We start from the raw sequence: 20882 nt of genomic DNA on the forward strand, positions 1-20882 counted from the left end.
ACTCGACCGCATGGCAGTTGCCGCGCTGGCCGAGACATTCGAGTCGCACCGCAGGCACCTGCTCGCCGTGGGCTACCGGATGACCGGCAGCGTCGCCGACGCCGAGGACGCCGTCCAGGAGGCCTGGCTGCGACTGAGCGAACGCGATGCCGACGACATCCGCGACCTGCGGGCATGGCTCACGACGGTGGTCGGGCGGATCTGCCTCGACCACCTGCGCAGCGCGGCCGTCCGACGGGAAAGCTATGTGGGGCAATGGCTCCCGGAGCCGATCGTGAGTCCGCTCGGGGGACACAGCCCGCCGGACCCCCTGGACGCTGTGGTCCTGGACGAGGACACCCGGCTCGCGGCGATGATCGTGCTCGACACCCTCGGCCCGGACCAGCGGACCGCCTTCGTCCTGCACGACGGGTTCGGGGTGCCGTTCGACGAGATCGCCGCCCTGCTGGACACCTCCGCCCCGGCGGCGCGTCAGCTCGCGTCCCGGGCACGGCGCGCGGTCGCCGACTCCGACGCGGGCGCGCAGTCGCCGACGCCGGACCCCCAGCACGCCGAGGCCGTGGGCACGCTGCTCGCCGCGATGGCCAGCGGCGACCTGCAGCGGGTGCTCGACGCCCTGCACCCGGACGCGCTGGTGATCGGGGACGCGGGCGGCACCACCCGCACCGCCGTCAACGTGTTGCACGGCGCCGACCACTTCGCCCGGTTCTTCCTCGGCCTGGCCACGCGCTACGGCCCGCAGGCCCTGCTGGCGATCGAACCGGCCCTGGTCAACGGCCAGCTCGGCTTCCTCTCGCACGGTTCGCCCGGCGACGAGACGCACCCGGCCTTCCCTGGTCGCGTCGGTGGGTTCACCGTGCGCGACGGGAAGGTCAGCGCGGCCTACGACATCGCGAACCCGGCCAAGCTCACCCGCGTCCGGATTCCCGGCTGGCACCGGCCTGATCCGCCGCCGCCCACGGAATCCGGCACGCGTCACCGGAGCTGAACCCCTGGTCCACGATCCCGAGCGCCGAGTACATCCGGGAGCGCTGGTTCTCCAGCGCGATCTGGTAGGTCAGTTCCACCGCACCGTCGCGGCCGAACCGGCGCTCGAGGTCCGCGACCTGCTCGTCGGTGACGGCGGTGGGGGTGGCGGTCATGGCGTCCGCGTACGCGATCGCGGCCCGCTCGTCGTCGCTGTAGCGCGTCGAGTTCTCGTAGTCGCCGATCTGCTGGAGGCGCTCGACGTCCAGGCCCTCCAGGCGCGTGAGCATGGTCCCGAAGTCCACGCACCAGGAGCAGCCGACGGTCCAGGCCACCCGGTAGACCGCGATCTCGCGGACGTTCGCGGGCAGCACGGTCGACGCCTTCTCCACGGCCATCTCGTGCCCGGCCGAGGCCAGGAACAGCTTGCTGTGGTTGGCGAGCACGGCGAAGGGCTCGGGCACCGCGCCGAACCGGCGTCCGGCGATCCGGTACGCGAGCTTGACCAGCGGGCCGGCTTCCTGGGGCGGAACCGGGGGAATTCGAGTCATGACTCTCTCCTGTTCGCGGTATCGACGGCCAGTGCGCGGCCGTCTACACACCTGGACGAGACGGCCCTGCCAAATGTGACACTAGGCGTTTCCCGGCGGGATGCACCCCCGCCTAAGCTGTGACAATGCCCGCAGCACGCCACTCGCAGACGGTCGCTCGCCTGCGGCCCTTCGCCTCGACGATCTTCGCGGAGATGACGGCGCTCGCCACCGCGACCGGCGCGATCAACCTCGGTCAGGGCTACCCCGACACCGACGGTCCGCGGGCCATGCTGGACGTCGCGCGCGAGGCCATCGCCGACGGGCTCAACCAGTATCCGCCCGGCCCGGGCATGCCGGTGCTGCGCGAGGCCATCGCCGCGGACCGGGCCGCCCGGTACGGGATGTCCTGCGACCCGGACACCGAGGTGCTGGTGACCGTCGGCGCCACCGAGGCCATCAGCGCCACCCTGCTCGGGCTGGTCGAGCCGGGCCAGGAGGTGGTGCTGATCGAGCCGTACTACGACTCCTATGCCGCCGCCGTCGCGATGGCAGGCGGGGTGCGCCGGACGGTGCCGCTGGTTCCGGACGGCGCGGGCTTCGCGCTGGACCTCGACGCGCTGCGGGCGGCGGTCGGGCCGAACACCGCGATGCTGGTGGTCAACACCCCGCACAACCCGACGGGAACCGTGCTCGGCGGCGCGGACCTGGCCGCGATCGCCGCGCTCGCCGTTGAGCAGGACCTGCTGGTGCTCAGCGACGAGGTCTACGAACACCTGGTGTTCGACGGCGCAGTCCACACCCCGCTGGCCTCGCTGCCGGGGATGGCCGAACGCACCGTCACCGTCTCCAGCGCCGCGAAGACCTTCGCGGTGACGGGCTGGAAGACGGGCTGGGTGTGCGGGCCCGCCGAGCTGGTGGACGCGGTCCGCACCGCCAAGCAGTTCCTCACCTTCGTCGCAGGCGGCCCTTTCCAGCCGGCCGTCGCGTATGCCCTGCGGCACGAGCAGGGGTGGGTCGCAGAGCAGCGAGATGCCTTGCAGCGCAAGCGGGACATCCTCAGCGACGCGTTGCGCACGGCGGGCTTCGGGGTGCACGCCAGCGGCGGCACCTACTTCGTGTGCGCGGACATCACGCCCTTCGGCACCACCGACGGCGGCGCCTTCTGCCGGGCGCTGCCGGAGCGGATCGGGGTGGCCGCGGTCCCGGTGAGCGCGTTCGCCGACGACAAGTCGGCGTGGGATCACGTGGTGCGCTTCGCGTTCTGCAAACGCGACGAGGTGCTGACAGACGCCGCCGAGCGGCTCGCCTCGCTGGCGGGGCGGTGGTGACCGCACGATGAGTGCCCCCCGCACGGTGCCCGCCGACTTCGTCCGCCGGGCCGCCGAGATCGCGGCCGGCGGCGGCTTCGACCTGGGCTTCCCGCTGGACGCGGCGGGGGTGTCCGCGGCGGTGCTGCGCGACGCCACTGCCCGCATCACCCCGGACCAGTTGTCGCGGTTCACCCAGGCGGCCTGGCAACTGACCGACGACGAGCTGTTCGGCCTGGGCGCGGCGCCGGTGCCGCGGGGCACCTTCAAGCTGGTCAGCCTGGCCCTGATCCACACCCCCGACCTCGGCAGCGCGCTCGAGCGGATCACCGACGTGACCCGCGCCCTGCCCGGCATGCCGGCGATGCGGCTGGAGGCAGGCGACGCCACCACCCGACTGCTGGTGCGGGTGCCCGACCGCGCGCAGGCACTGCCGCCGGCCTCCGCGCTGGCCGCCGACCGGCTGCTCATCGACTTCGTGATGATGGTGCTGCACCGGTTCGCGGCCTGGCTGGTGGGCAGGCGGATGAGGCTTGTCGCCTTGGAACTCCCCTATCCCACACCCGATCCGGCGCTCGCGAAGAACTACGACGCCATCTTCGGGGTGCCCGTCGGGTTCGGCGCCGAGGTCGCGGCGCTGGAGTTCGACAGCGCGCTGCTGCGGGCCCCCATCGTCCAGACCGAGGAGACGCTGCTCGCCTACCTCCGCGAGTCCCCGAACCTGATCTTCTCCGAACGTGACTACGACAGCTCGGCGGCGACGCAGGTGCGCAAGGTGCTCGAGGCCGGGGTGCGGGGCCGCACCTCGACCGCCGACGACATCGCGGAGATGCTCTCGATCAGCGCCCCGCACCTGCGCCGGCTACTCCGACAGGAGGGGACCTCGCTCAACCAGCTGCGCGAGGAGGTGCTGCGCGACGCGGCCGTCTCCGGACTCGGTCGCGGTGAGTCCGTCGACGAGCTGTCCGCCCGGCTCGGGTTCTCCGAGCCCAGCGCGTTCCGCCGGGCCTTCAAGCGCTGGACCGGCGAGACCCCCGGCGCCTACCGGTAAATCCGCTCAGCACACGCAGAACTCGTTGCCCTCCGGATCCGTCATCGTGATCCACCAGTACGGGCCCTGCTCCCCCCGGTGCAGCTCGGTCGCACCGGCCGCGGCAAGCCGGTCCGCGACAGCCTGCTTGTCGTCACCGACCCGAAGGTCCAGGTGCATCCGGTTCTTCACCGTCTTCGGCTCGGGAACCGACTGGAACAGCACCCGGGGCCGCTCCGGATGCTCGGGGTCCGAGATCGCGGCCCCGGCCCTCCACACCAGCACCCCCTCGAACTCGGTGGTGTCCTCCTCGCGGGCGTGCCCGGCGGCGACGAGCCCGCGGATGAAGTCCTCGTCGCTCGGTTCGACCTCCCAGCCGAGCGCCGCGGCCCACCACTTGGCCAGCGTGTGCGGATCGTTCGAATCAACAGTCACCTGAAATTCGTATCCCATGTCCGGACGGTACAACCGGCCACCGACAGGCGCGGGCCGCTCGGCCGTGAGCAGATCCGTCGAACGCCACACGGATCCCGCCGCACACGGCATCCTGGACAAACGTTCAAATGAGAGGTCGATGTCTTGCGCAAGCTCCTTCTACTGATCCCGATGGTCGCCCTGGCCCTGCAGGTCGCACCGACCGCGACCGCCGCGCCGACCACCGAACCGGCGGCGACCGCGGGCGACTGGACGCTGCCGCGGCTCACGGTCGACGATCGCGCGATCACGGACGTGACCGGCCGGACGGTCCTGCTGCGCGGCGCAAACATCAACCAGCTCAACGACTATGCACAGAACGACCCGGCGATCCCGGCGACGGCGCCGCTCTACCGCTCCGACTTCACCCGGATGGCGACCCTCGGGTTCAACGTCGTCCGGCTCACCGTCGCGTGGTCGGCGCTCGAGCCCACCCCGGGCGCCTTCGACCAGGCCTACGTGGCCCGGATCCGCGAGGCCGTCCAGGACGCGAAGGACCACGGCATCTACACGGTGCTGGACATGCATCAGGACGCCTGGGGCAAGGCCGTCGGCACCCCCGCCGGCGAGAGCTGCCCGGAACCGATGCGCGCGGGCGTCGGCTGGGACGGCGCCCCCGCCTGGGCCACCCTGACCAACGGCTGGACCACCTGCAACATCGCCGGCGTCCGGGAGACCGCGCCGGCGGTCGCCGCCGCCTTCCAGAACTTCTACGACGACGTCCAGGGCATCCAGGGACACCTCGTCGACACCTGGGCGCGGCTGGCCGCCGAGTTCAAGGACGAGCCCGCCGTCGCCGGCTACGACCTGCTCAACGAGCCCAACCCCGGCCTGCGCGACCCGATCACCGCCGCCGACCAGATCGGCCGCTTCTACCAGCGGACCATCAACGCGATCCGCGGCGCCGAGCAGGGTGGCTTCCCGCACCTGGTGTTCTTCGAGCCGAGCGCGGTGTGGTCGGCGTTTGGCGTCGACGCCCTGCCGCCGCGGCACTACCTGGCCGACCCACTGGTGGTGTTCTCGCCGCACCTCTACGCCGGGTCGATCACCGTCAGCAGCGACCTCCCGTCCCTCGAGGAGGGCTTCGACCTGGCAGAACGCGCGGCCGCGGTCTACGACGCGCCGCTGTGGACCGGAGAGTGGGCCTGGTTCGGCGAACCCGAGGACGACGCCGCCCAGGTCGAGCGGTTCATGGACGCGATGGACGCCCACAAGATGGGCGGCGCCTGGTGGTCGTGGTCGCAGGCCTGCGGCGATCCGCACGCCGTCCGGGACGGCCACACCGACGAGCCGATGGGCAACCTCAACCGCATCGACTGCCCGTCCGGCGAGCAGCTGGGCCTGGTCGAGGGCTTCGCCGGGCCGCTCTCCCGGGCCTACCCGCGCGCCGCCCCCGGAACGCTGACGCAGGTCACCACGGGACGCTTCACCGGGACGGGATCCGGACGACTCGAGGCGTGGTACCCCGGCACCGACCGACCCACGCTGGAGACCGCCAACGTCTCGGACCCGGTCCTGACGCAGGCGGACGGCGGCTGGCGCCTGACCGCGCGCACCGACGGCGCCTACTCGGTGGCCGCCCGCTGAACCAAGCCATGGGAACACCTGTTCGCACAGGAGTAGGCTCACCCCCGTGGACATCGCGGTGCAGGCGTCGCTCTTCGACGACCCGACCGGGGGCGCCCGGCTCGGATCGCTCGACGGTTCGGTGCGCCGACGCACCCTGACCGCGGGCGCCTGGGTGGACGTCCGCCCCAGCTGGATGTCCGGGTCGGACCGGCTGTTCGCCGACCTGGCCGAACGCACGGTGCCGTGGCGGGCCGAGAGCCGGCGGATGTACGACCGTGTCGTCGCGGTCCCCCGCCTCGTCGCCTTCTACGACGCCGGCGCCGCGCTGCCGGACCCGCTGCTCGCCGACGCGATGGCGGCACTGAGCAGCTACTACCTGGCCGAGCTGGGTGAACCGTTCGTGTCCGCCGGGCTCTGCTACTACCGGGACGGCGCCGACAGCGTCGCCTGGCACGGCGACACCATCGGCCGCAGCGCCACCGAGGACACCATGGTGGCGATCCTCTCGCTCGGCGCCGCCCGGACCCTCGCGCTGCGCCCGCGCGGGGGCGGCGACTCCGTGCGGTTCTCGCTCGGCCACGGCGACCTGCTGGTGATGGGCGGGTCCTGCCAGCGCTCCTGGGAACACGCCGTCCCCAAGAGCTCCCGCCCCACCGGCCCCCGGGTCAGCGTGCAGTTCCGGACCCGCGGCGTGCGGTGACCGCGGCGGCGAGCCGGTCGAGCTGCTCTGCGGTGGTGTCCCAGTCCAGGCACGCGTCGGTGATGGACTGCCCGTAGGTGAGCTCGTCCGCCTTGCCGAGGGTCAGGTCCTGACGGCCGGCCTCGATGAAGCTCTCCAGCATGATGCCGACGACACCCTGCTCGCCGTCCGCGATCCGGGCCGCGATGTCGGTGACCACGTCGACCTGACGCTCGTGGTTCTTCTGGCTGTTGCCGTGGCTGGCGTCGATGACAACCCGCTCCGGCAGGCCCGACTTCGCCAGGCGCGCAAGGGTGTCCGTGACCGACTCGCGGTCGTAGTTCGGACCCACGGCGCTGCCGCGCAGGATGACGTGGCAGTCCGGGTTGCCCGCGGTCCGGATCAGCGCCGAGCGGCCGCTGAGGTCGGTGCCGGGGAAGACGTGGCTGGCGCCGGCCGCCCGGGTGCCGTCGACCGCGACCTGCACGTCGCCCTCGGTGGAGTTCTTGATGCCGACCGGCATGGACAGCGCGCTGCACAGCTGCCGGTGCACCTGGCTGGCGGCGGTGCGGGCGCCGATCGAGCCGTAGCTGACCAGGTCCGCGATGTACTGCGGGGTGATCGGGTCCAGGAACTCGCAGCCCACCGGCAGGCCCAGCGCCGAGATGTCGAGAAGCAGTTTGCGTCCCACCCGCAGACCGGTGTTGACGTCGAAGCTGCCGTCCAGGTGCGGGTCGTTGATCAGGCCCTTCCAGCCCAGCGTGGTGCGCGGCTTCTCGAAGTAGACGCGCATGACCACGTGCAGCGCGTCGCCGTGCTCCTGCGCCTTCTTCGCGAGCCTGCGGGCGTAGTCCATCGCGGCGTCGGTGTCGTGCACCGAGCACGGGCCGACGACGACGAGCAGGCGGTCGTCGCCGCCGTCGAGGATGCCGACGGTCGAGGCGCGGCCGTCACGCACGGTGTCCGAGACCGCGGCGTCGACCGGGTGCTCGGCGCGCACCTCGGACGGCGGCGCCAGGGGGCTGATGGAGATCGTCCGCTGGTCGTCGAGATCGCGGGCGTCGGATTCGATGGTGATCGTCATGTGGGTGTCCTGTTCGGTGAGGACCGACCCACTGAGAATGCGTGCACACTCGCGAGCCGGTGTGGTCCGGCTCGAGGTGGAAGAGGTCAGCGCAGGTCTACGCTGACCGGCCCACCCGGGGCCGGCCTGCTAAACCAGAAATACGTGCGCTGCATGGGCGCCACTGTAGCAGCGCCTCCGGACCGCCTGTGAATGGTCACCGTAGTTGGCCATTCGTCACCCTAGTTGGCCACTTCGTCAACATTGTTGGCCATTGGTCAGGATGGTTGGCCAGAGCACAGTCAGGGCGGCCCGAAATGCCAACATCGCGGCACCCGCGGAAGGATGTGGAACGATCTCCCAGAGGTCGCACAGCGCTCCGATGGCGAACAGGTTGGACATCAGGGCCGCGAGTGACCCGCTCGTGATGCCGAGAAGCATCGTTGTGCAATTTCCCGCCGGGACTTCCCCCTGCCCAGGTTTCCCTTGGCCGATACGACACGCTCGGGGCACTCGACCACCTCGCCGCGCTCGACGCCGACACCATCCTCCCCGGCCACGGCCCCGTGCTGTCCATGGCCATCGCGGCGGCCGTCGACGAGGTGCGCGATCGCACCCGTTGAGCACGTCCGCATCTCGCCCGCTGGTCGGCGAGTTCGCAAAAGGTGCTGCGGCACAACCGCTCGGACTGCCCCGGTCGGGCCGGGCCACATATCCGGGGGACTTCACTCTTCAGCAGGCGCTCGCGGGACGGCTTCTACCTGGCATCTCGCACACGGCCTAAACGTGCCGGATCTGGACTAACGTTGAAAGATGAGCGATGACCCAGTTCAGGAATCGATCGAACACCTTATTGAGAAGCGCGAGGAAGTGGCGCTTCACATAAGGGAGCTTCAGGGCCAGCTTGACGTATCAAGTCGCGCCCTGGGCGAGATCTCGAGAGAGATCGAATCGCTACAACGCGTTCGCCATGAGCTTCTGAAACGACATCCGGAGCTCCGAGGTGGCGGTGTCATAGCGTCGTAGCAATAACGGCCACGGACGAAAGGACCGGTCGCTGGTTTGGCGGGAACGAAAAACGCAACAGCACGATGATCCGCGGGTACCGACCAGTGTTCACGGACTGTCAGGACGAGAGGCGACGCAGCCGCCCTCCAAGCCCGCAAGATCGACACCGACCCGGTCCTGCAGGAACGATTACGAGCAGACCTTTCCGCTCACGCACGCCACGCCAGATCGCGGGCCACTTGCACCTCGAGGCGACAGATGGTCCTGCCACCATTCAACGATCGGCGTGGAAGCCAGAGGCGAGATGCCCTTCGATGTGAGCGCGCCAGAGGCCTGCGGCGAGGATAGCTGCGCCTTGGCGTCCTCCATCGACTTGTCGGAGCACGCCCTGAACAACTCCTTTGAGCCTCCCGATTCCTTCGTGCCCTTGTCTACGACCAGTACGCAGTTCTGGGCGGGCTCCTTGCTCGGATTCGCCGCCGTCGTCGGTTGAGCGCTGACAGTTGGCGATACAAGCGAGACGATCGCCAGTGCCGCGCCAGTCGCCAGTGCCATTCGAATCGGACTTCTCATGTACATCCTCCCCGAGCATTTAGATCCGCAGTTCGATAGCTGTCGGATCAACGCTTGAACATGACGGGATCACACTCACATCCTGTGTTCCCGGAGTCAACTACCAACGGCACATGTCGTGTCACATATGCCGAGTCGGGAATTGTTAAACGCCAACAACTTTCGTTCATTGCGTCAACAGCAATCCTCGCCGTTGTGCCGTCGAACGTATGCCAGCCCAAACAGGCAGACAGAACGTGTAGCCAGCGCGTCCTTTCCGGACTGGGTAGCCCACAGCCGGTAGGCGGCCTTGACCTCGACCTGTCTCGCGACTCACGTGCATCGGTACGGCTCCGCTGAGGGGAGCCAGGACGCGGCGTCACTGTCGGACTTCTGGTGGTTGGCCGGGCCGTCCACCACCAGCAGGTTGCGGGGGTCGTTGGCGAGATCGCGGCGGATCTCGGCATCGAGCTGCTGGACGCCGGTCTGCCAACTGTTGCTGAGCGCGACCACGTGGTCGATCTGGGCGGCGGAGGAGGTGTCCTGGCGGCGCTGGAACTCGATTCGCGTGCCGGTGTAGAGGTCGTTGAGGTTGCCGGCGATCACGATGGCTGCTGGCCTTGAACGACGTGCAGGTGAGATCTCGGGAGGATGTCGCATCCGTTGTGCTGCCCGGCGACATTGACGTCGTCGGACTAGGCCTGCCCGAACTGGTCTCGGCTGTATCCGGTCTTGGGTGCGCGGCCCTTCACCGGGATGGTGTTGGACTGTGTGAGTGCGGCGCGCGGATCGGCGGGGTGGGTGGGGTGCTGATGCTGTCGCCAGGAGACATGGCCTAGCTGCAATATTGAACCGCGGACGGACTTCGGAGGCCAATCCCCCTCTCGACTGGACCTCAGTGGTCGAATTGCGACGATTCCTCGACGTCCTTCGACCTCATTGCGACGCACACAGACCGACCCGAGTTTCGCGCCCGCGATGGTTCGCGAGGACAGTTGCGATGTGATTGAGGTATGCCGCGGAATCCGCGGATTTACTACTGGGGGCGAGGTGCTGCCTGCCGGGGTGCTGCGGTCGCCGATCTTTCGCTAAGAGATTGGGGACGTATCCGCCGGCGCCGTGTGCCGATCTCATACGGCCGCCCAGGTCCCGCGGACCCTCGACCCGCGAGCGCGCGGTCGAGGACAACTACGGTCGGTCTGTGGTTGACCGCACATGAGCGGCGTCGAGCCAGACGGTATAGCTCACGGTTGACGGCAACGGAATGGGTACGGACGCCGCCGCGGCGGTCAACGCAATCTGCTCGTAGTCCAGCAGTGCGCCGGTCGCTTCATCGAGAACGAGCACGAGCCTTTCGTCGGATGTGGTGGCGCTGACCGCTACACCGGGACGTCCGACTCGGTCCTCGACCGCACCGAGGACCTCAATTCCGTTCTGGTCAGCGAGGATACGAAGAAGTGATGACTGCAGCCCTGGGGAGACGATTTGTGAGTTCCACGTATCGGTGAAGGCTGCGAACCACTGCGGTGTCGTCCTCCCAGCGCCCATGTCGAGCAGTCGGTTGCGAAGCTGGCTGGACGGAGGGCTGCCGACGTCGAGACGAATCCACGGGTGATCTTGCGGCCCGACATCCCGGGAGTTGGTCTGCCCGTTCTCGGTTTCGATGAAGCGTCCTGATCCGTCGTCGGCGCGCCACTGTTCGCGGTCGATCTCCGCGATCTCGGAGCGGATTACCACCCCGTCGGCGGTCTGATCCGTCGACAGGTACCACCCCCGGGTCTTGACGTACTCGTACGGCCCGACTCCTCGCGCGGGGGGTTGTCGTTCAGCTTGGTCGGCAAGATGCATCAGCAGCTCGCGTGAGGACACGGGGTGGATGTAGGCCACGAAATGCAACATCGGGACGGTGGCGACATCCCCTGGGCCCGCGTCGGCCGGCGGGAGGACTGCGATGTCGGGGTTGGTAGGTGGCAGCGAGAACGACTGCACGGGGGTGGAGCCGGGCGCGGCGACAGTGTGGTCCGGCGTGTCATCGTGCAACACCACTACTGTGCCGATCGCCAATCCGGCAGTAGCAACGACGCTCGCCGCGACGAGCAGCGGCCGGCGCCACCACGAGAGTACTTCCACACGGTCACGGTCGTGCGCAAGGATCGACCGCAGCCCTCCTGCCGGAGGCGCTCGATGGAAACTGCGCGGTACCGGATTCTGCTGTTCCATCCTGGCGAGAGCCGTTCGGTCGTCATTCATCTCGCATCCCTTTCGATCCGAATAGTGGGCCTGGCATTGCCCCTGTCCTGCGCGGACAACGCGGCCTCCAATCGCCGGCGGGCGCGGTGATGACGCACCCCAAATGCCGAGATGCTGCACCCCATCACTTCCGCCGCCTGCGCATGACTGAGTCCATCCCAGGCGGTCAGCATCAAGGTCTCCCGGTCGCGGGCCGACAGGGACTCCATCGCACCGAGCACTGCAAGTCGTTCCACAACCGCGTGTTCAGCTCCCGGTTCCGCCGACGCGAGATTCGGCGAGCTCGCCACAATCCGTTCGACCAGCGCATCCTGTCTGTCATCGCGGCGCCGATTCTCGGAGAGAACATTCCGGGCAGCCACCAACAGCCATGGCAATGGATCCTCCGGGAGTTGATGCAATTTCTGCCATGCGATGAGGAAGGCTTCATCAGTAGCGTCATGGGCACCGGAATCCGATGCCCGCCGACGAGCAAACGACCACACGCGGGAATACAACCGCATGTATATCTCAGTGAATCTCGTCTCGTCGACACCCATCTAGTCCCTCCCCTCACCCTTTACCCAGTAACGGCCGCGTAGCGGCCGAAACTTACACAGCACTGCCAAACGACTTGAAATTGGCCCGCGCAGCACCTCTGACAGGTGACGTCCACCAGATGCTGCTGCGCGGCTCATCGAGCTGCCGCGGCCGGTCCGGTCGCGATGCGATGCCTCCCACTCGCCTGTCACGTCCCCTTGCACGCCACGACCCTGCGTCGGCCGTCGGCCACGCCGCGATATCCCGCAGCACGCGCCGAGGGCAGCGTCCCCCGATCGACGGACTCATCGTGGCAGTAGCGTCAACGACGTGACCTACGACCTCACCCGGCTCGGCAGCAATCGCTTCGAGCACCTAGTACAGGCACTCACCCTCGGCCATCTTGGTCACGGGGTCGACGTCTTCGGGGCCGGCCCAGACGGAGGCCGTGAGGCGACCTTCCGCGGTGAGGTCAACATGGACGGCAAAGGCAAGTGGAACGGCTACGGCGTCATCCAAGCGAAGTACAAGGAACGTCTGACCGCCACGAAATCAGATCAATCGTGGTTCTTCGAACAGGTCACCGCTGAGCTCGATGCATGGATCGACCCACAGAAGAAGCGCTACCGGAACAAGCCCGACTATCTGATCATTGTCACTAACGTGACCCTCACGTCGGTCGCAGAATCGGGCGGACTGGACCGCCTCGACCAACTGTTCGCACGCTACCGCGATCGGACTGAAAAGCGCCCAGACGGGACCATCCGCAAGATCGGGATGCCCAACTTCAAGGGTTACGCCGTGTGGCACGCCGAGTATCTGGACCGCTTGCTGGAGAACAACGGTGAGGTGCGCCGCTGCTACGCGGATCTCGTGCTCCCTGGTGATGTGATCTCGCGGCTTTATGAGCAGGTCACCGAGTCTGACGAACGGCTGGTTCAGGCATGGATCGGTCACGTCACGCGCGCGTACAAAAGCGACACAACGGTCGAGCTCAGTGAGTCCGGTGACGATGCCAACTCCGCAATGTCACTGGCAGAGGTTGCTGTTGACCTCCCGTCTTCTTTTGAGCCTCGACAGGGGGCGCCCTCCCCCGCGTTAAGGCGCCTCGTCGAGCGGGGCGATCAAATTCTGTCGCCCGGACTCGCACCCGCTGTGCGAGATCGCGTAGTGGTCTTGGGGGGCCCTGGTTCTGGCAAGTCCACGTTGTCACGACTGCTCTGCCAGGTGTATCGGGTGGCACTGTTGCGGAAGGAAGCTTCCGGCAGAGTCACCCCGCAAGTAGCGGAGCGGGCGGGGCAGATCCGTGAAGCGCTGGACGCCGCTGGCCTGCCCGCCCCTACATTGCATCGACTTCCCGTTCGGGTCGTGCTGAGCACCTTTGCTGATGAGGTGAGTCGGTCCAAAAATCTGACCCTGTTGCAGCACGTCGTTGGTCTGATCAACGACCGCGGGTCGGACCCGATCAGTGTTCCTGAAGCGAAGCGGCTCCTGACTGCCTGGCCGCTGCTTCTGGTGCTCGATGGAATGGACGAAGTCGCTTCGGCCGACAATCGTCTGGACGTGTCTACTCGGATCGCAGACTTCTTGAGCGAGATGGCCGCGCTGAGGGCGGACGTGTTCACAGTCTGCACGTCGCGACCGATCGGGTTTGAGCGCGACTCTGACATTGACTACCAAGAACTGCAACTCACTCCACTGGCTGTGAGCGATGCGATGCGTTACGCCTCACGGCTGTTAAGCAAACGATTCGCGGACAATCCTGACCGGCAAGTGCAGACGCTCGAGCGGTTGGAGGAAGCATCTCAACGCACTGAGACGGCCCGACTAATGACGTCGCCGCTGCAGGTAACGATATTGAGCCTTCTGCTCGAGCAGCGACGTCAAGCTCCGGCGAGCCGATACGGGCTGTTCAAGAGCTACTACGACGTCATCTACGCGCGCGAGCGCAATAAGCCCAAGGGAATTGGTGATGTTCTAGAGAACTACCGTGCATGATCAATGCCCGGCAGAACAGTCGAGGAGGAGGAATTGCCAGCTGGTTCTACGCCAAGAACCGCCTTCTCGACGGTGAGACCTTCTACGTCAACGCCACCTACTAGCGAGCACAGGTAGCGAGCGGGTCCGCCCCATTGACGAACCGTCAGTGGGGCGGCCCGCTTCGTGCGTGTCGACCGATCGATGCCGGTTCCGAGCTGCTCTAGGGTCGAACCATGACTGCCAACGGTGTTGTCCGAGTCGATCACCATCAGTTCATCCTCGGATCGGCGGAAACCGACACCCTCGCCACCACCACAGAGGGATCGCTGATCGACCTCGGTCCCGGCTTCGTCACCGTGCGAACGGGAATCGCATACGGCCCTGCCTTGCTGTCGGTCGAACTACACGGTCAATCACCCGCCCCATCCGCCAGCGACTGGGAGGTTGTCGAGGAGGGCAGCATCACCGTTGATGAACCCATCCATGTTCTGACCCTCGACGGCGAGGTGGTCTCACCGTTCGACGAGACCCTTCGGCACGTCGATGCAGACACGTATCGGGTCCGGGTCTCGGCACGAGGCCGAGACCTGAAGTGGGATATGGATGTATCCGAGCCCGTCGAGTCCTACTCGATGGACCTCTGGCGCGCACCGTTCGGAAAGTTCGAACAGATCAAGAAGCAGGACCAGGCATGGAGCGAGGGCGCGGAGTCTGACGACACCAGCCCCGCGGCCGAAGACACGCCCTCGCTGGGTGACTTGGTGGATTCGGGCGTGAGCGGCATCCGGGGTACCCCTCGACTGGATGTGTCGTTGGATCCGCAGTTATGGGACGGTCGCCCCCCTACCGGAGCCCTCCTCGACACCGTCTCCGAACTCGCCGAATCGAAAGCCAACCGTCAGACCATCAAGCAACTGATGTGGCTGTCCTTCCTGAACCGCGACGCACTCGAAGTTGTCGTGGGCTCAGATGCCCGGCAGAAGGATGAGATTGCCCGGTGGGCAGTGGAACGGGCATACCAGGAGGCGGGTCTGCTTGAGTTCGAATGGGCCCGGAAGGGGATCGAGGCGCTGTTGGCTCATCAGCCTCTCCCGGACCCGTTCGACGGGAAGAGTGGAGAGCGCGACGTAATCGCGGGCGACCCGGATTTCTCGCGTACCCGGGTCCACGCGATCTCGATCCTGTATCCCGCGAGTCAGCCGTACGAGCGGTGGAACATTGCTTCCTACACGATCTACCAGGCGACGTCGGGTTCACCGCACGCAGTGTTCAACACATTGTGGAACGCGGTCATGACCGCAGGCCAGGAGGGCTACCAAGAGCTGCTCGAGGATCTCGTGGGGCGATTCTCCTAGGGCGTCGAACGGCTCAACTGTCAGGTGCCGCTGTGCAGACACCGAAAAGGGGTCGAAGACCTCCAGCCACGGCACAACACAGCCATGCGGATTGGCCACTTCACCAACAACAGTCGAGTAGTGGCTAGAGACCACCGGCCCGGACTCGAAGGGGAAGGGAGTTCGCCCGCGCGCCGCCGGCCATCGAGAAGGCCGCGGGGAGAGTCCCCTGGAGTGGTGGAAATCGGTAAGGCCCTGACCAGCCGACTTGGCCGCGTGTTGAAGCAAGGTGGGATGTCCCGAGCAGTTCAGAGCCGGCTGAGCGGGTCGCGGCAATCTACGACAGGTCGATGCACCCGGAAGGCTGCATCGCCAACCAGATGATGTGCCCAACGAACCGCTGCGAACAATTGCCAACTTCGATGACAACGATCGCGACCGGTCGTGGTCAGGATAGTTGTCACACCCCAGGTCAGAGCGTCAGTAATTGCCGACTGTGTTGGCGATTCACACCGACCGTCTTCGCGCGGGCGCACGTGCCGCGCCGCGAACTTGCGCTTCACCTTCGGCTAGTAGTCCCCCTTGTTCCTCCCATGCCAGCCTGAATCGCCGCCCTCCGTGTGGCAGGTCCCAGTGAACAATTGCCAAGTATGTTGACCACGACCGGCTCTTCGTCGTCACCGTAGGTGCCATTCCGCAGGTCAGGTCATTGTGAAATGACAACTACCTTGGCCATTCGCACTGCCGCGCGACTGGTCGAGGCCACCCGCGGCGTGTTCGGTGTGGGCTACTCGAGCCGGATCGAGTCGGGTGAGGCCGTGTGCCGCAATCACCCTCTCTACACCGCCGACGTCGCCGAAACCGCCCGAAGCACCCTCGTCGTCGGCGCCACCTTGCCTGGGTGGTTACGTCGACAACTCGTATCGGAGGTCAACCTCGGAGACTCGGCAAAGGAGCCACTGGGCGCGCCGTCCAATTTGGGGGCCATGGTGCGGCCGTGAATGCCGACGGTACGCGGCGACCCTGGATTCCCCCGCCTTTGACATTGAACGATGTGCGTACCCAGTAGCGGTCGTCTCCAACGTCAACGTCGAGGGAACCGTCGACGACAGACAGGACAAGCATGTCCATGTACTTGAGCAGACCAGCGGACCCGCTGTCGCATCCGTCGCATGCACAGTCGGGGACTGTGTCCAACCGCACCGCAGGGTCGCCCGCGGCGATCGTGATGTTGAAGGGATGGTCGCTGTCCATGGGTGTATGGGTCGTCAACACCAGTGGAACCGCGCCGTCGGCGGCAGGCTGGAGGACTGTGTCTGCTCCACCGAGCTCCATGGGAGGAAGCGCCCAGTCCACATGCGATGCTTCTCGCGCCCAGCCGCGGTCGAGAAGTACCTGAGTCCAAGCCTGCGCTCTGGCCACCACGATCCGGAACTTGTCGGGGTTGCTAGAACGCTCGTACGCCGCTTCGTCTGGGCCGGGGCCATCCTTGTAGGGGTTCGGCCACCCAGGAGTGTTCGCCCCGGTGACCGAGAAGGCCGCGTCGACGTCATCGAGCAGTTCGCGCATCTGTCGTGAGAGCAACGGCGCTTCCCCGCCCCAGCCGCTTTCGCGCGAGCGCAGAATATTTTCGTTGAAGCTTTCCCACCACGACTTTTCAACATGTGTCACCACGTAGACGCTACCGGCGCGTGATAGATCACGCAATCGCAATTACGGACACAGCGGGTTAACTCCGGCTGCGATTTTCACAGCAGACAGTCGCTGGAATGGGACTTCATAGGCGGATGTTCGGTCGTTAGCGTAATGCACTAGTTCGCGAAAACCTCCTCGCCACAATTAGCTGGAAGGATTATCCAGTCCCTTGCGGCGAGGAGGTCTTCGTGGCTTAATCTATGCGAAACGCGTCTGGTTGATTGCATCCACTAGCCCGGATGATTCCGAGGCTCGGACCGAATTCAGGCGCGCCTTCATACCTCGCAGTTGAAGGACTTTTGTGGGGGATAGACGATCGCCCAGTAGTTCTTACCCATGTAGCTGATCTTGCCGGTGACGACACCCCAGAAAAGGGTTTTGACTTCACCTGTGCAGGCGTGGGCTACATTCTTTGACTCCAGAAAGGTCGCAGATTGTCCGGGCAGGGAATTTTCGAAATCGGTTATCCCCGAGGTCGTCATCCACACAGTGTAGTACTTGTACTTCAACTGCGTTTCGTGGGTGATAGACGCTACCGGCATCGTGCAATCAGTCGTGGGCTTGAACCCGACCACCCCGTAGCCCTTCCCTGGGCCACTCTTGGTCCGCCAATGAATCCAATTTGGCTTGAGTTCACAGGGGCCGAGATTTATCCCCATCGGGCTGAGTTTCTCTGGCTGCGGCGCGCCAGGATCAGATTGTCCGTTTTGGAGGCCCCCGAAATATGCCACCGCCTCTTCGCGGGTGTCGAATTGAACGTATTCAACTGGAGGGGGACTGACGGGTACACTGATCTCGCCCGCGGCTGATCCATTGCTGAATTATTGCGTGAACCATCCAGTTCCGTCGCCAATTCCCTCGTTCGTCGGGTACCCGTAAGTGCTCTTTTCGTACCCGGCCAGGGCCCACTGTGTGAGTATGTCGCCACGGACTGAATGCGCTCCGGTGGCGGGAGACCAATAGATGACACCATTTTGGAATCGGTTCATCCGGCCTTCGCCGTTGTGGCCGACCACAAGTTCATCTTCCGTGGGCCAGCCGAGCCAGCCGCCCTCCCAACCCGTCTGAGCCCACCGGTCACGGATAGCGCCGCCAACAGGGTGCGCGCCCGTGAGTACGGTCCAGTAGATGGTCGCTCCCTGGAAGTCTTGGAGTCGGCCCCCGTTGAGGACGACCTCGTCGGTCTTCGGATAGCCGAGGAACCCGCCCTCCCAGCCCTTTTCGCCCCACTTCTGATGGAAGACGTTGACGACCGGATGCGCGCCGGTGGCGGCCGACCAGTAGATAGGTCCGTTGGCAAAGTGACTTCTGCGTCCAAATCCGTCCGGGTTGACCAGCTCATGGGATGTCGGGAGGAGCAGGAAGCTCAGGGGTCCACCGAGAGCGTTGTACTTGTCGCGGATGGCGCCGCACACGTTCCAGTCTGTCGGCCAGTAGTTCTCGCATCCCGGAGGCGGCACCCCGAGCAGGCCACCACGAGCCGTTCGCTCCTGCTTCTGCGTCCGGGCTTCCTTCATCTCGGCCTTGTCGGCCTGTTCCTTGGTGTAGCCCCCGGGGATCTCCTCGCGATCAGACCGCATCTTGCCCGGGACGATGGTCTCGTTCGGATTCTCGGTCGGCTTGCCTGTGTACGGGATCTTCTTCCCGTTCGCCGCCGGTGCTGTGGCAGCACTAGGCGTCGGCTCGGGCGTCGTCGTGGCCGGCGCATTGGTCTCGAGTTGAGCACTCGCCGAAGGCTCGGGGGGCACGGTCCGCGGGGAGGCGGTCGGCGCGGTGGTCGTTTCCCCGACCACGGGATCGGTTACCTCAGTGGTGGGGGCCAGCACCGTGGTGGTGGTGGTTGTTGTTGTCGGGGCTGCCGATGATGTTGTCTCAGCAGTTTCCTCAACCGCGGAGGGTGTCGGCGTCGGCGTGGTGGAGGGGGCGGCGGACGCGGTGCTCATCCCGGTGATCGCGACGGTTGCCGCTACGGCGATGGCTCCGAGCGCCCGTGCGGCGCCCCTCCGATGTCGGCGCCGGCATTCCTGCCCGCGCCATGAACTTTGGTTCAACCTGCACCTGCTTCCTGGGAAATTCCTGGGAGCTAGCTGTGAACGGGATCGTTCATTGCTGAACCTAAAGGTCAACTTCGCATTTCGGACTCAGGTAACAAGTCTCGTTTTGGTCACAAAAGATACTGGTCGGTACTTTGAGGTGGAATTCCAATTTGGCGAGGGCCGTCCTTGGGTTCGGAAACGGTATGCCGTCCCGCCTTCCCCCGACGCGATCCGTTCAACCGGGGCAGCGGCAAACAACTCGACGAAGCCCTGATGCCGGGCACAGCTTCGCTGACCGTGCTCCCCTGCGGACGGTGTCTCGCATCGCCGGGTTCGGCGAAAATAGGGAGGCCACCGCCGAGGCATGGCGGAGGGTGTTCACGTTCTTCGGCGACCACCTGCGGTAGCCGGGGTTCCGGTAGTCACGGCGCAGACGACAAGAAGCTCGCGTAGCGGCTGGTCGGGGTGATTTGCCGTTTCGCCGGTCCAGTCGACAGCAAACAGCGCCCTCGGACCTGGAGGGACTGCCCCCGCTTCGGGTGATTGGCACCTCAGCAAGATCTTCTCCAAGCGTAACCGCGCGCAGCCAGCTTCAGCGTTGACGCGGTCTCACACTCCGAGGGTATCCCTGCGCGTCAGGGTGAGTTGAGTCCCGCGGTTCACAGCAACCCCGCCCGCAGGGGCGAGATACGGATCAACCCGACGATGACGATTTCCGGCCTGGCCGTAGCCGGGATGTCATCTTCGGCGCCACCTGACGATGTGAAATCACCGCCACCTATCGCCGTGATTCACACATGGTTCGGCCAACGAACGGCCGCGAACAATTGCCAACTATCCTGACAACGATTGCGATCGGTCGTGGTCAGGATAGTTGTCACACCGCAGGTCAAAGCGTCGGCAACTGCCAACTATGTTGGCGATTCACACCGCCTGCGAACGGTCACCGTAGATGGCCAATTTGCCAACCAGTTGGCACGGCTGTCACCTCAGTTTGGCAATTTGCCAGATCCGTGACGAACGATGACCGAACAACGATCCAGTTCGAACCCACAGGTGTCGCGCCCGGCCCCGAGGTGTCCGGCGGCGCAGCTTCGCATACTTCTCGTGGCGCTCGCGGCCGGAGAGCGCACGCAACCGCTTCCTGATCCCGACGGGCTCGGCGCCCGCCCTCACCCTACGCGGGGGGCAGAATGCCGCGCAGGACGATGTCAGCCAGCGAGTCCGCGAACGGCCCGGGCTCGCCGACATCGCGAACGGACATCGCGAAGATGGCCGCGCCCGCCAAGATGTCGAGGAGGGTGTCGGCGTCGACCCCGTCCCGGATCTCGCCCCGTTCCCTCGCCGCGTCGAGGCGGCGCTTCAGCTCGATCCGGACCCCGGCGAGCTGACGCACGACCAGGATCTCACGCAACTCCTCATTGGTCCGGACCTCGCTCATCAATGCCGGGGCCGCAACTCGGGTGGCCGGGGCGGCGAAGAGGTCGACCGCGCCGCGGACCAACGTGAGGATCTGCTCGTCCATCGCAACCTCGGAGCCGAGTTCGGTGCCGATGTCAGCACCCTGCTGCGCGTCCAACAACGGGTAGATCGCGTCGTTGACGATGTGCGCCTTCGACGGCCACCGACGGTAGATCGCCTGGCGCCCAACTCCCGCGCGGGTGGCGATGCCATCGATCGACGTCCCGGCGTACCCCTTCTCCATGAGCAATTGCCTGGTGGTCTCCAGAACGGCCGCGTCGATCGCAGGGTTTCGCAGCGGACCGAGCCGATGCTGGGCCTCGGATTCCTTCGTCATTCTCTCCAAACCCCTTGCGTCCTCGAGTGATGGCCGTTACATTCTGTCACGGCTCTAGTCCATACAAAGTGTATGGACTAACGCCTTGT

The 20882-nt window shown here is 66.0% G+C and carries 18 protein-coding genes and 1 pseudogene; 9 read left to right on the top strand and 10 right to left on the bottom strand.

Features of this window, described 5'->3' with window-relative positions; translation table 11 throughout:
• The first annotated feature begins 10 nt into the window (after positions 1–10).
• The gene (locus tag ACFO6S_RS07300) at positions 11–988 is read left to right on the top strand and encodes a sigma-70 family RNA polymerase sigma factor (RefSeq protein WP_378415515.1); all 978 of its coding nucleotides are present in this window, start codon (positions 11–13) and stop codon (positions 986–988) included.
• Here ACFO6S_RS07300 and ACFO6S_RS07305 read toward each other — a convergent pair.
• The gene (locus ACFO6S_RS07305) at positions 909–1517 is read right to left on the bottom strand and encodes a carboxymuconolactone decarboxylase family protein (RefSeq protein WP_378415517.1); all 609 of its coding nucleotides are present in this window, start codon (positions 1515–1517) and stop codon (positions 909–911) included. The genes ACFO6S_RS07300 and ACFO6S_RS07305 overlap by 80 nt on opposite strands.
• 125 nt (positions 1518–1642) lie before the next feature.
• Here ACFO6S_RS07305 and ACFO6S_RS07310 point away from each other — a divergent pair, with 125 nt between their 5' ends.
• Together ACFO6S_RS07310 and ACFO6S_RS07315 are read left to right on the top strand one after the other, a co-directional pair.
• On the top strand, positions 1643–2827 hold the full coding sequence (locus ACFO6S_RS07310; RefSeq protein ID WP_378415518.1) for a pyridoxal phosphate-dependent aminotransferase: 1185 nt from the start codon (positions 1643–1645) through the stop codon (positions 2825–2827).
• 7 nt (positions 2828–2834) lie between these two features.
• Positions 2835–3857, top strand: coding sequence for an AraC family transcriptional regulator (locus tag ACFO6S_RS07315; protein WP_378415520.1), 1023 nt, complete (start codon positions 2835–2837; stop codon positions 3855–3857).
• Positions 3858–3863: 6 nt separating this feature from the next.
• On the opposite strand, the gene ACFO6S_RS07320 is transcribed toward ACFO6S_RS07315, so the two are convergent.
• Complete coding sequence (locus ACFO6S_RS07320; RefSeq protein ID WP_378415522.1) at positions 3864–4289, bottom strand: VOC family protein; 426 nt, start codon at positions 4287–4289, stop codon at positions 3864–3866.
• Positions 4290–4442: 153 nt separating this feature from the next.
• Here ACFO6S_RS07320 and ACFO6S_RS07325 point away from each other — a divergent pair, with 153 nt between their 5' ends.
• Both ACFO6S_RS07325 and ACFO6S_RS07330 read left to right on the top strand, forming a co-directional pair.
• Complete coding sequence (locus ACFO6S_RS07325) at positions 4443–5897, top strand: glycoside hydrolase family 5 protein (protein WP_378416108.1); 1455 nt, start codon at positions 4443–4445, stop codon at positions 5895–5897.
• Between the two features lie 46 nt (positions 5898–5943).
• Positions 5944–6579, top strand: a complete 636-nt coding sequence (locus tag ACFO6S_RS07330) for an alpha-ketoglutarate-dependent dioxygenase AlkB (RefSeq protein ID WP_378415524.1) — start codon at positions 5944–5946, stop codon at positions 6577–6579.
• Here the strand turns inward: ACFO6S_RS07330 and ACFO6S_RS07335 are convergent.
• On the bottom strand, positions 6545–7642 hold the full coding sequence (locus tag ACFO6S_RS07335) for a 3-deoxy-7-phosphoheptulonate synthase (protein ID WP_378415526.1): 1098 nt from the start codon (positions 7640–7642) through the stop codon (positions 6545–6547). The two genes, ACFO6S_RS07330 and ACFO6S_RS07335, sit on opposite strands and share 35 nt — an antisense overlap.
• 422 nt (positions 7643–8064) lie before the next feature.
• Between ACFO6S_RS07335 and ACFO6S_RS07340 the strand changes: the two genes are divergently transcribed.
• Both ACFO6S_RS07340 and ACFO6S_RS07345 read left to right on the top strand, forming a co-directional pair.
• A complete protein-coding gene (locus tag ACFO6S_RS07340; protein ID WP_378415528.1) occupies positions 8065–8244 on the top strand; it encodes a hypothetical protein in 180 nt (59 codons plus the stop codon).
• Between the two features lie 190 nt (positions 8245–8434).
• On the top strand, positions 8435–8647 hold the full coding sequence (locus ACFO6S_RS07345; protein ID WP_378415530.1) for a hypothetical protein: 213 nt from the start codon (positions 8435–8437) through the stop codon (positions 8645–8647).
• Positions 8648–9249: 602 nt separating this feature from the next.
• Here ACFO6S_RS07345 and ACFO6S_RS07350 read toward each other — a convergent pair.
• The 3 genes and pseudogenes from ACFO6S_RS07350 to ACFO6S_RS07360 all read right to left on the bottom strand — a co-directional run bounded on the left by ACFO6S_RS07350 (position 9250) and on the right by ACFO6S_RS07360 (position 11970).
• Positions 9250–10029: pseudogene (locus tag ACFO6S_RS07350) on the bottom strand (HNH endonuclease family protein).
• A gap of 340 nt (positions 10030–10369) precedes the next feature.
• Positions 10370–11431 carry a hypothetical protein gene (locus ACFO6S_RS07355; protein ID WP_378415532.1) on the bottom strand — a complete coding sequence of 354 codons (1062 nt, stop codon included), beginning with the start codon at positions 11429–11431 and terminating at the stop codon, positions 10370–10372.
• On the bottom strand, positions 11428–11970 hold the full coding sequence (locus tag ACFO6S_RS07360; protein WP_378415534.1) for an RNA polymerase sigma factor: 543 nt from the start codon (positions 11968–11970) through the stop codon (positions 11428–11430). Before ACFO6S_RS07360 ends, ACFO6S_RS07355 begins: the two co-directional genes overlap by 4 nt.
• 310 nt (positions 11971–12280) lie before the next feature.
• Between ACFO6S_RS07360 and ACFO6S_RS07365 the strand changes: the two genes are divergently transcribed.
• Together ACFO6S_RS07365 and ACFO6S_RS07370 are read left to right on the top strand one after the other, a co-directional pair.
• The gene (locus ACFO6S_RS07365; RefSeq protein WP_378415536.1) at positions 12281–13948 is read left to right on the top strand and encodes an NACHT domain-containing protein; all 1668 of its coding nucleotides are present in this window, start codon (positions 12281–12283) and stop codon (positions 13946–13948) included.
• 215 nt (positions 13949–14163) lie between these two features.
• Positions 14164–15285, top strand: coding sequence for a hypothetical protein (locus tag ACFO6S_RS07370; protein WP_378415537.1), 1122 nt, complete (start codon positions 14164–14166; stop codon positions 15283–15285).
• Between the two features lie 909 nt (positions 15286–16194).
• On the opposite strand, the gene ACFO6S_RS07375 is transcribed toward ACFO6S_RS07370, so the two are convergent.
• From ACFO6S_RS07375 to ACFO6S_RS07390, 4 genes are all read right to left on the bottom strand, one after another.
• Positions 16195–16935 carry a DUF6226 family protein gene (locus tag ACFO6S_RS07375; RefSeq protein ID WP_378415539.1) on the bottom strand — a complete coding sequence of 247 codons (741 nt, stop codon included), beginning with the start codon at positions 16933–16935 and terminating at the stop codon, positions 16195–16197.
• Between the two features lie 299 nt (positions 16936–17234).
• A complete protein-coding gene (locus ACFO6S_RS07380) occupies positions 17235–17441 on the bottom strand; it encodes a hypothetical protein (protein WP_378415541.1) in 207 nt (68 codons plus the stop codon).
• Between the two features lie 339 nt (positions 17442–17780).
• Complete coding sequence (locus ACFO6S_RS07385; RefSeq protein ID WP_378415542.1) at positions 17781–18902, bottom strand: LGFP repeat-containing protein; 1122 nt, start codon at positions 18900–18902, stop codon at positions 17781–17783.
• A gap of 1270 nt (positions 18903–20172) precedes the next feature.
• A complete protein-coding gene (locus ACFO6S_RS07390; protein ID WP_378415544.1) occupies positions 20173–20793 on the bottom strand; it encodes a TetR/AcrR family transcriptional regulator in 621 nt (206 codons plus the stop codon).
• Between the last annotated feature and the right edge of the window lie 89 nt (positions 20794–20882).

It is taken from the genome of Rhodococcus kronopolitis (genome assembly GCF_042654025.1).
GTDB classification, from domain to species: domain Bacteria; phylum Actinomycetota; class Actinomycetes; order Mycobacteriales; family Mycobacteriaceae; genus Rhodococcus_G; species Rhodococcus_G kronopolitis.

Excerpts from the sequence above, each read along its gene's own strand:
- ACFO6S_RS07345 (WP_378415530.1), top strand. The coding sequence starts at position 8,435 with ATGAGCGATGACCCAGTTCAGGAATCGATCGAACACCTTATTGAGAAG.
- ACFO6S_RS07310 (WP_378415518.1), top strand. The coding sequence starts at position 1,643 with ATGCCCGCAGCACGCCACTCGCAGACGGTCGCTCGCCTGCGGCCCTTC.
- ACFO6S_RS07370 (WP_378415537.1), top strand. The coding sequence starts at position 14,164 with ATGACTGCCAACGGTGTTGTCCGAGTCGATCACCATCAGTTCATCCTC.
- ACFO6S_RS07380 (WP_378415541.1), bottom strand. The coding sequence starts at position 17,441 with ATGACGACCTCGGGGATAACCGATTTCGAAAATTCCCTGCCCGGACAA.
- ACFO6S_RS07390 (WP_378415544.1), bottom strand. The coding sequence starts at position 20,793 with ATGACGAAGGAATCCGAGGCCCAGCATCGGCTCGGTCCGCTGCGAAAC.
- ACFO6S_RS07300 (WP_378415515.1), top strand. The coding sequence starts at position 11 with ATGGCAGTTGCCGCGCTGGCCGAGACATTCGAGTCGCACCGCAGGCAC.
- ACFO6S_RS07320 (WP_378415522.1), bottom strand. The coding sequence starts at position 4,289 with ATGGGATACGAATTTCAGGTGACTGTTGATTCGAACGATCCGCACACG.
- ACFO6S_RS07315 (WP_378415520.1), top strand. The coding sequence starts at position 2,835 with ATGAGTGCCCCCCGCACGGTGCCCGCCGACTTCGTCCGCCGGGCCGCC.
- ACFO6S_RS07360 (WP_378415534.1), bottom strand. The coding sequence starts at position 11,970 with ATGGGTGTCGACGAGACGAGATTCACTGAGATATACATGCGGTTGTAT.
- ACFO6S_RS07325 (WP_378416108.1), top strand. The coding sequence starts at position 4,443 with ATGGTCGCCCTGGCCCTGCAGGTCGCACCGACCGCGACCGCCGCGCCG.
- ACFO6S_RS07355 (WP_378415532.1), bottom strand. The coding sequence starts at position 11,431 with ATGAATGACGACCGAACGGCTCTCGCCAGGATGGAACAGCAGAATCCG.
- ACFO6S_RS07385 (WP_378415542.1), bottom strand. The coding sequence starts at position 18,902 with ATGAGCACCGCGTCCGCCGCCCCCTCCACCACGCCGACGCCGACACCC.
- ACFO6S_RS07335 (WP_378415526.1), bottom strand. The coding sequence starts at position 7,642 with ATGACGATCACCATCGAATCCGACGCCCGCGATCTCGACGACCAGCGG.
- ACFO6S_RS07305 (WP_378415517.1), bottom strand. The coding sequence starts at position 1,517 with ATGACTCGAATTCCCCCGGTTCCGCCCCAGGAAGCCGGCCCGCTGGTC.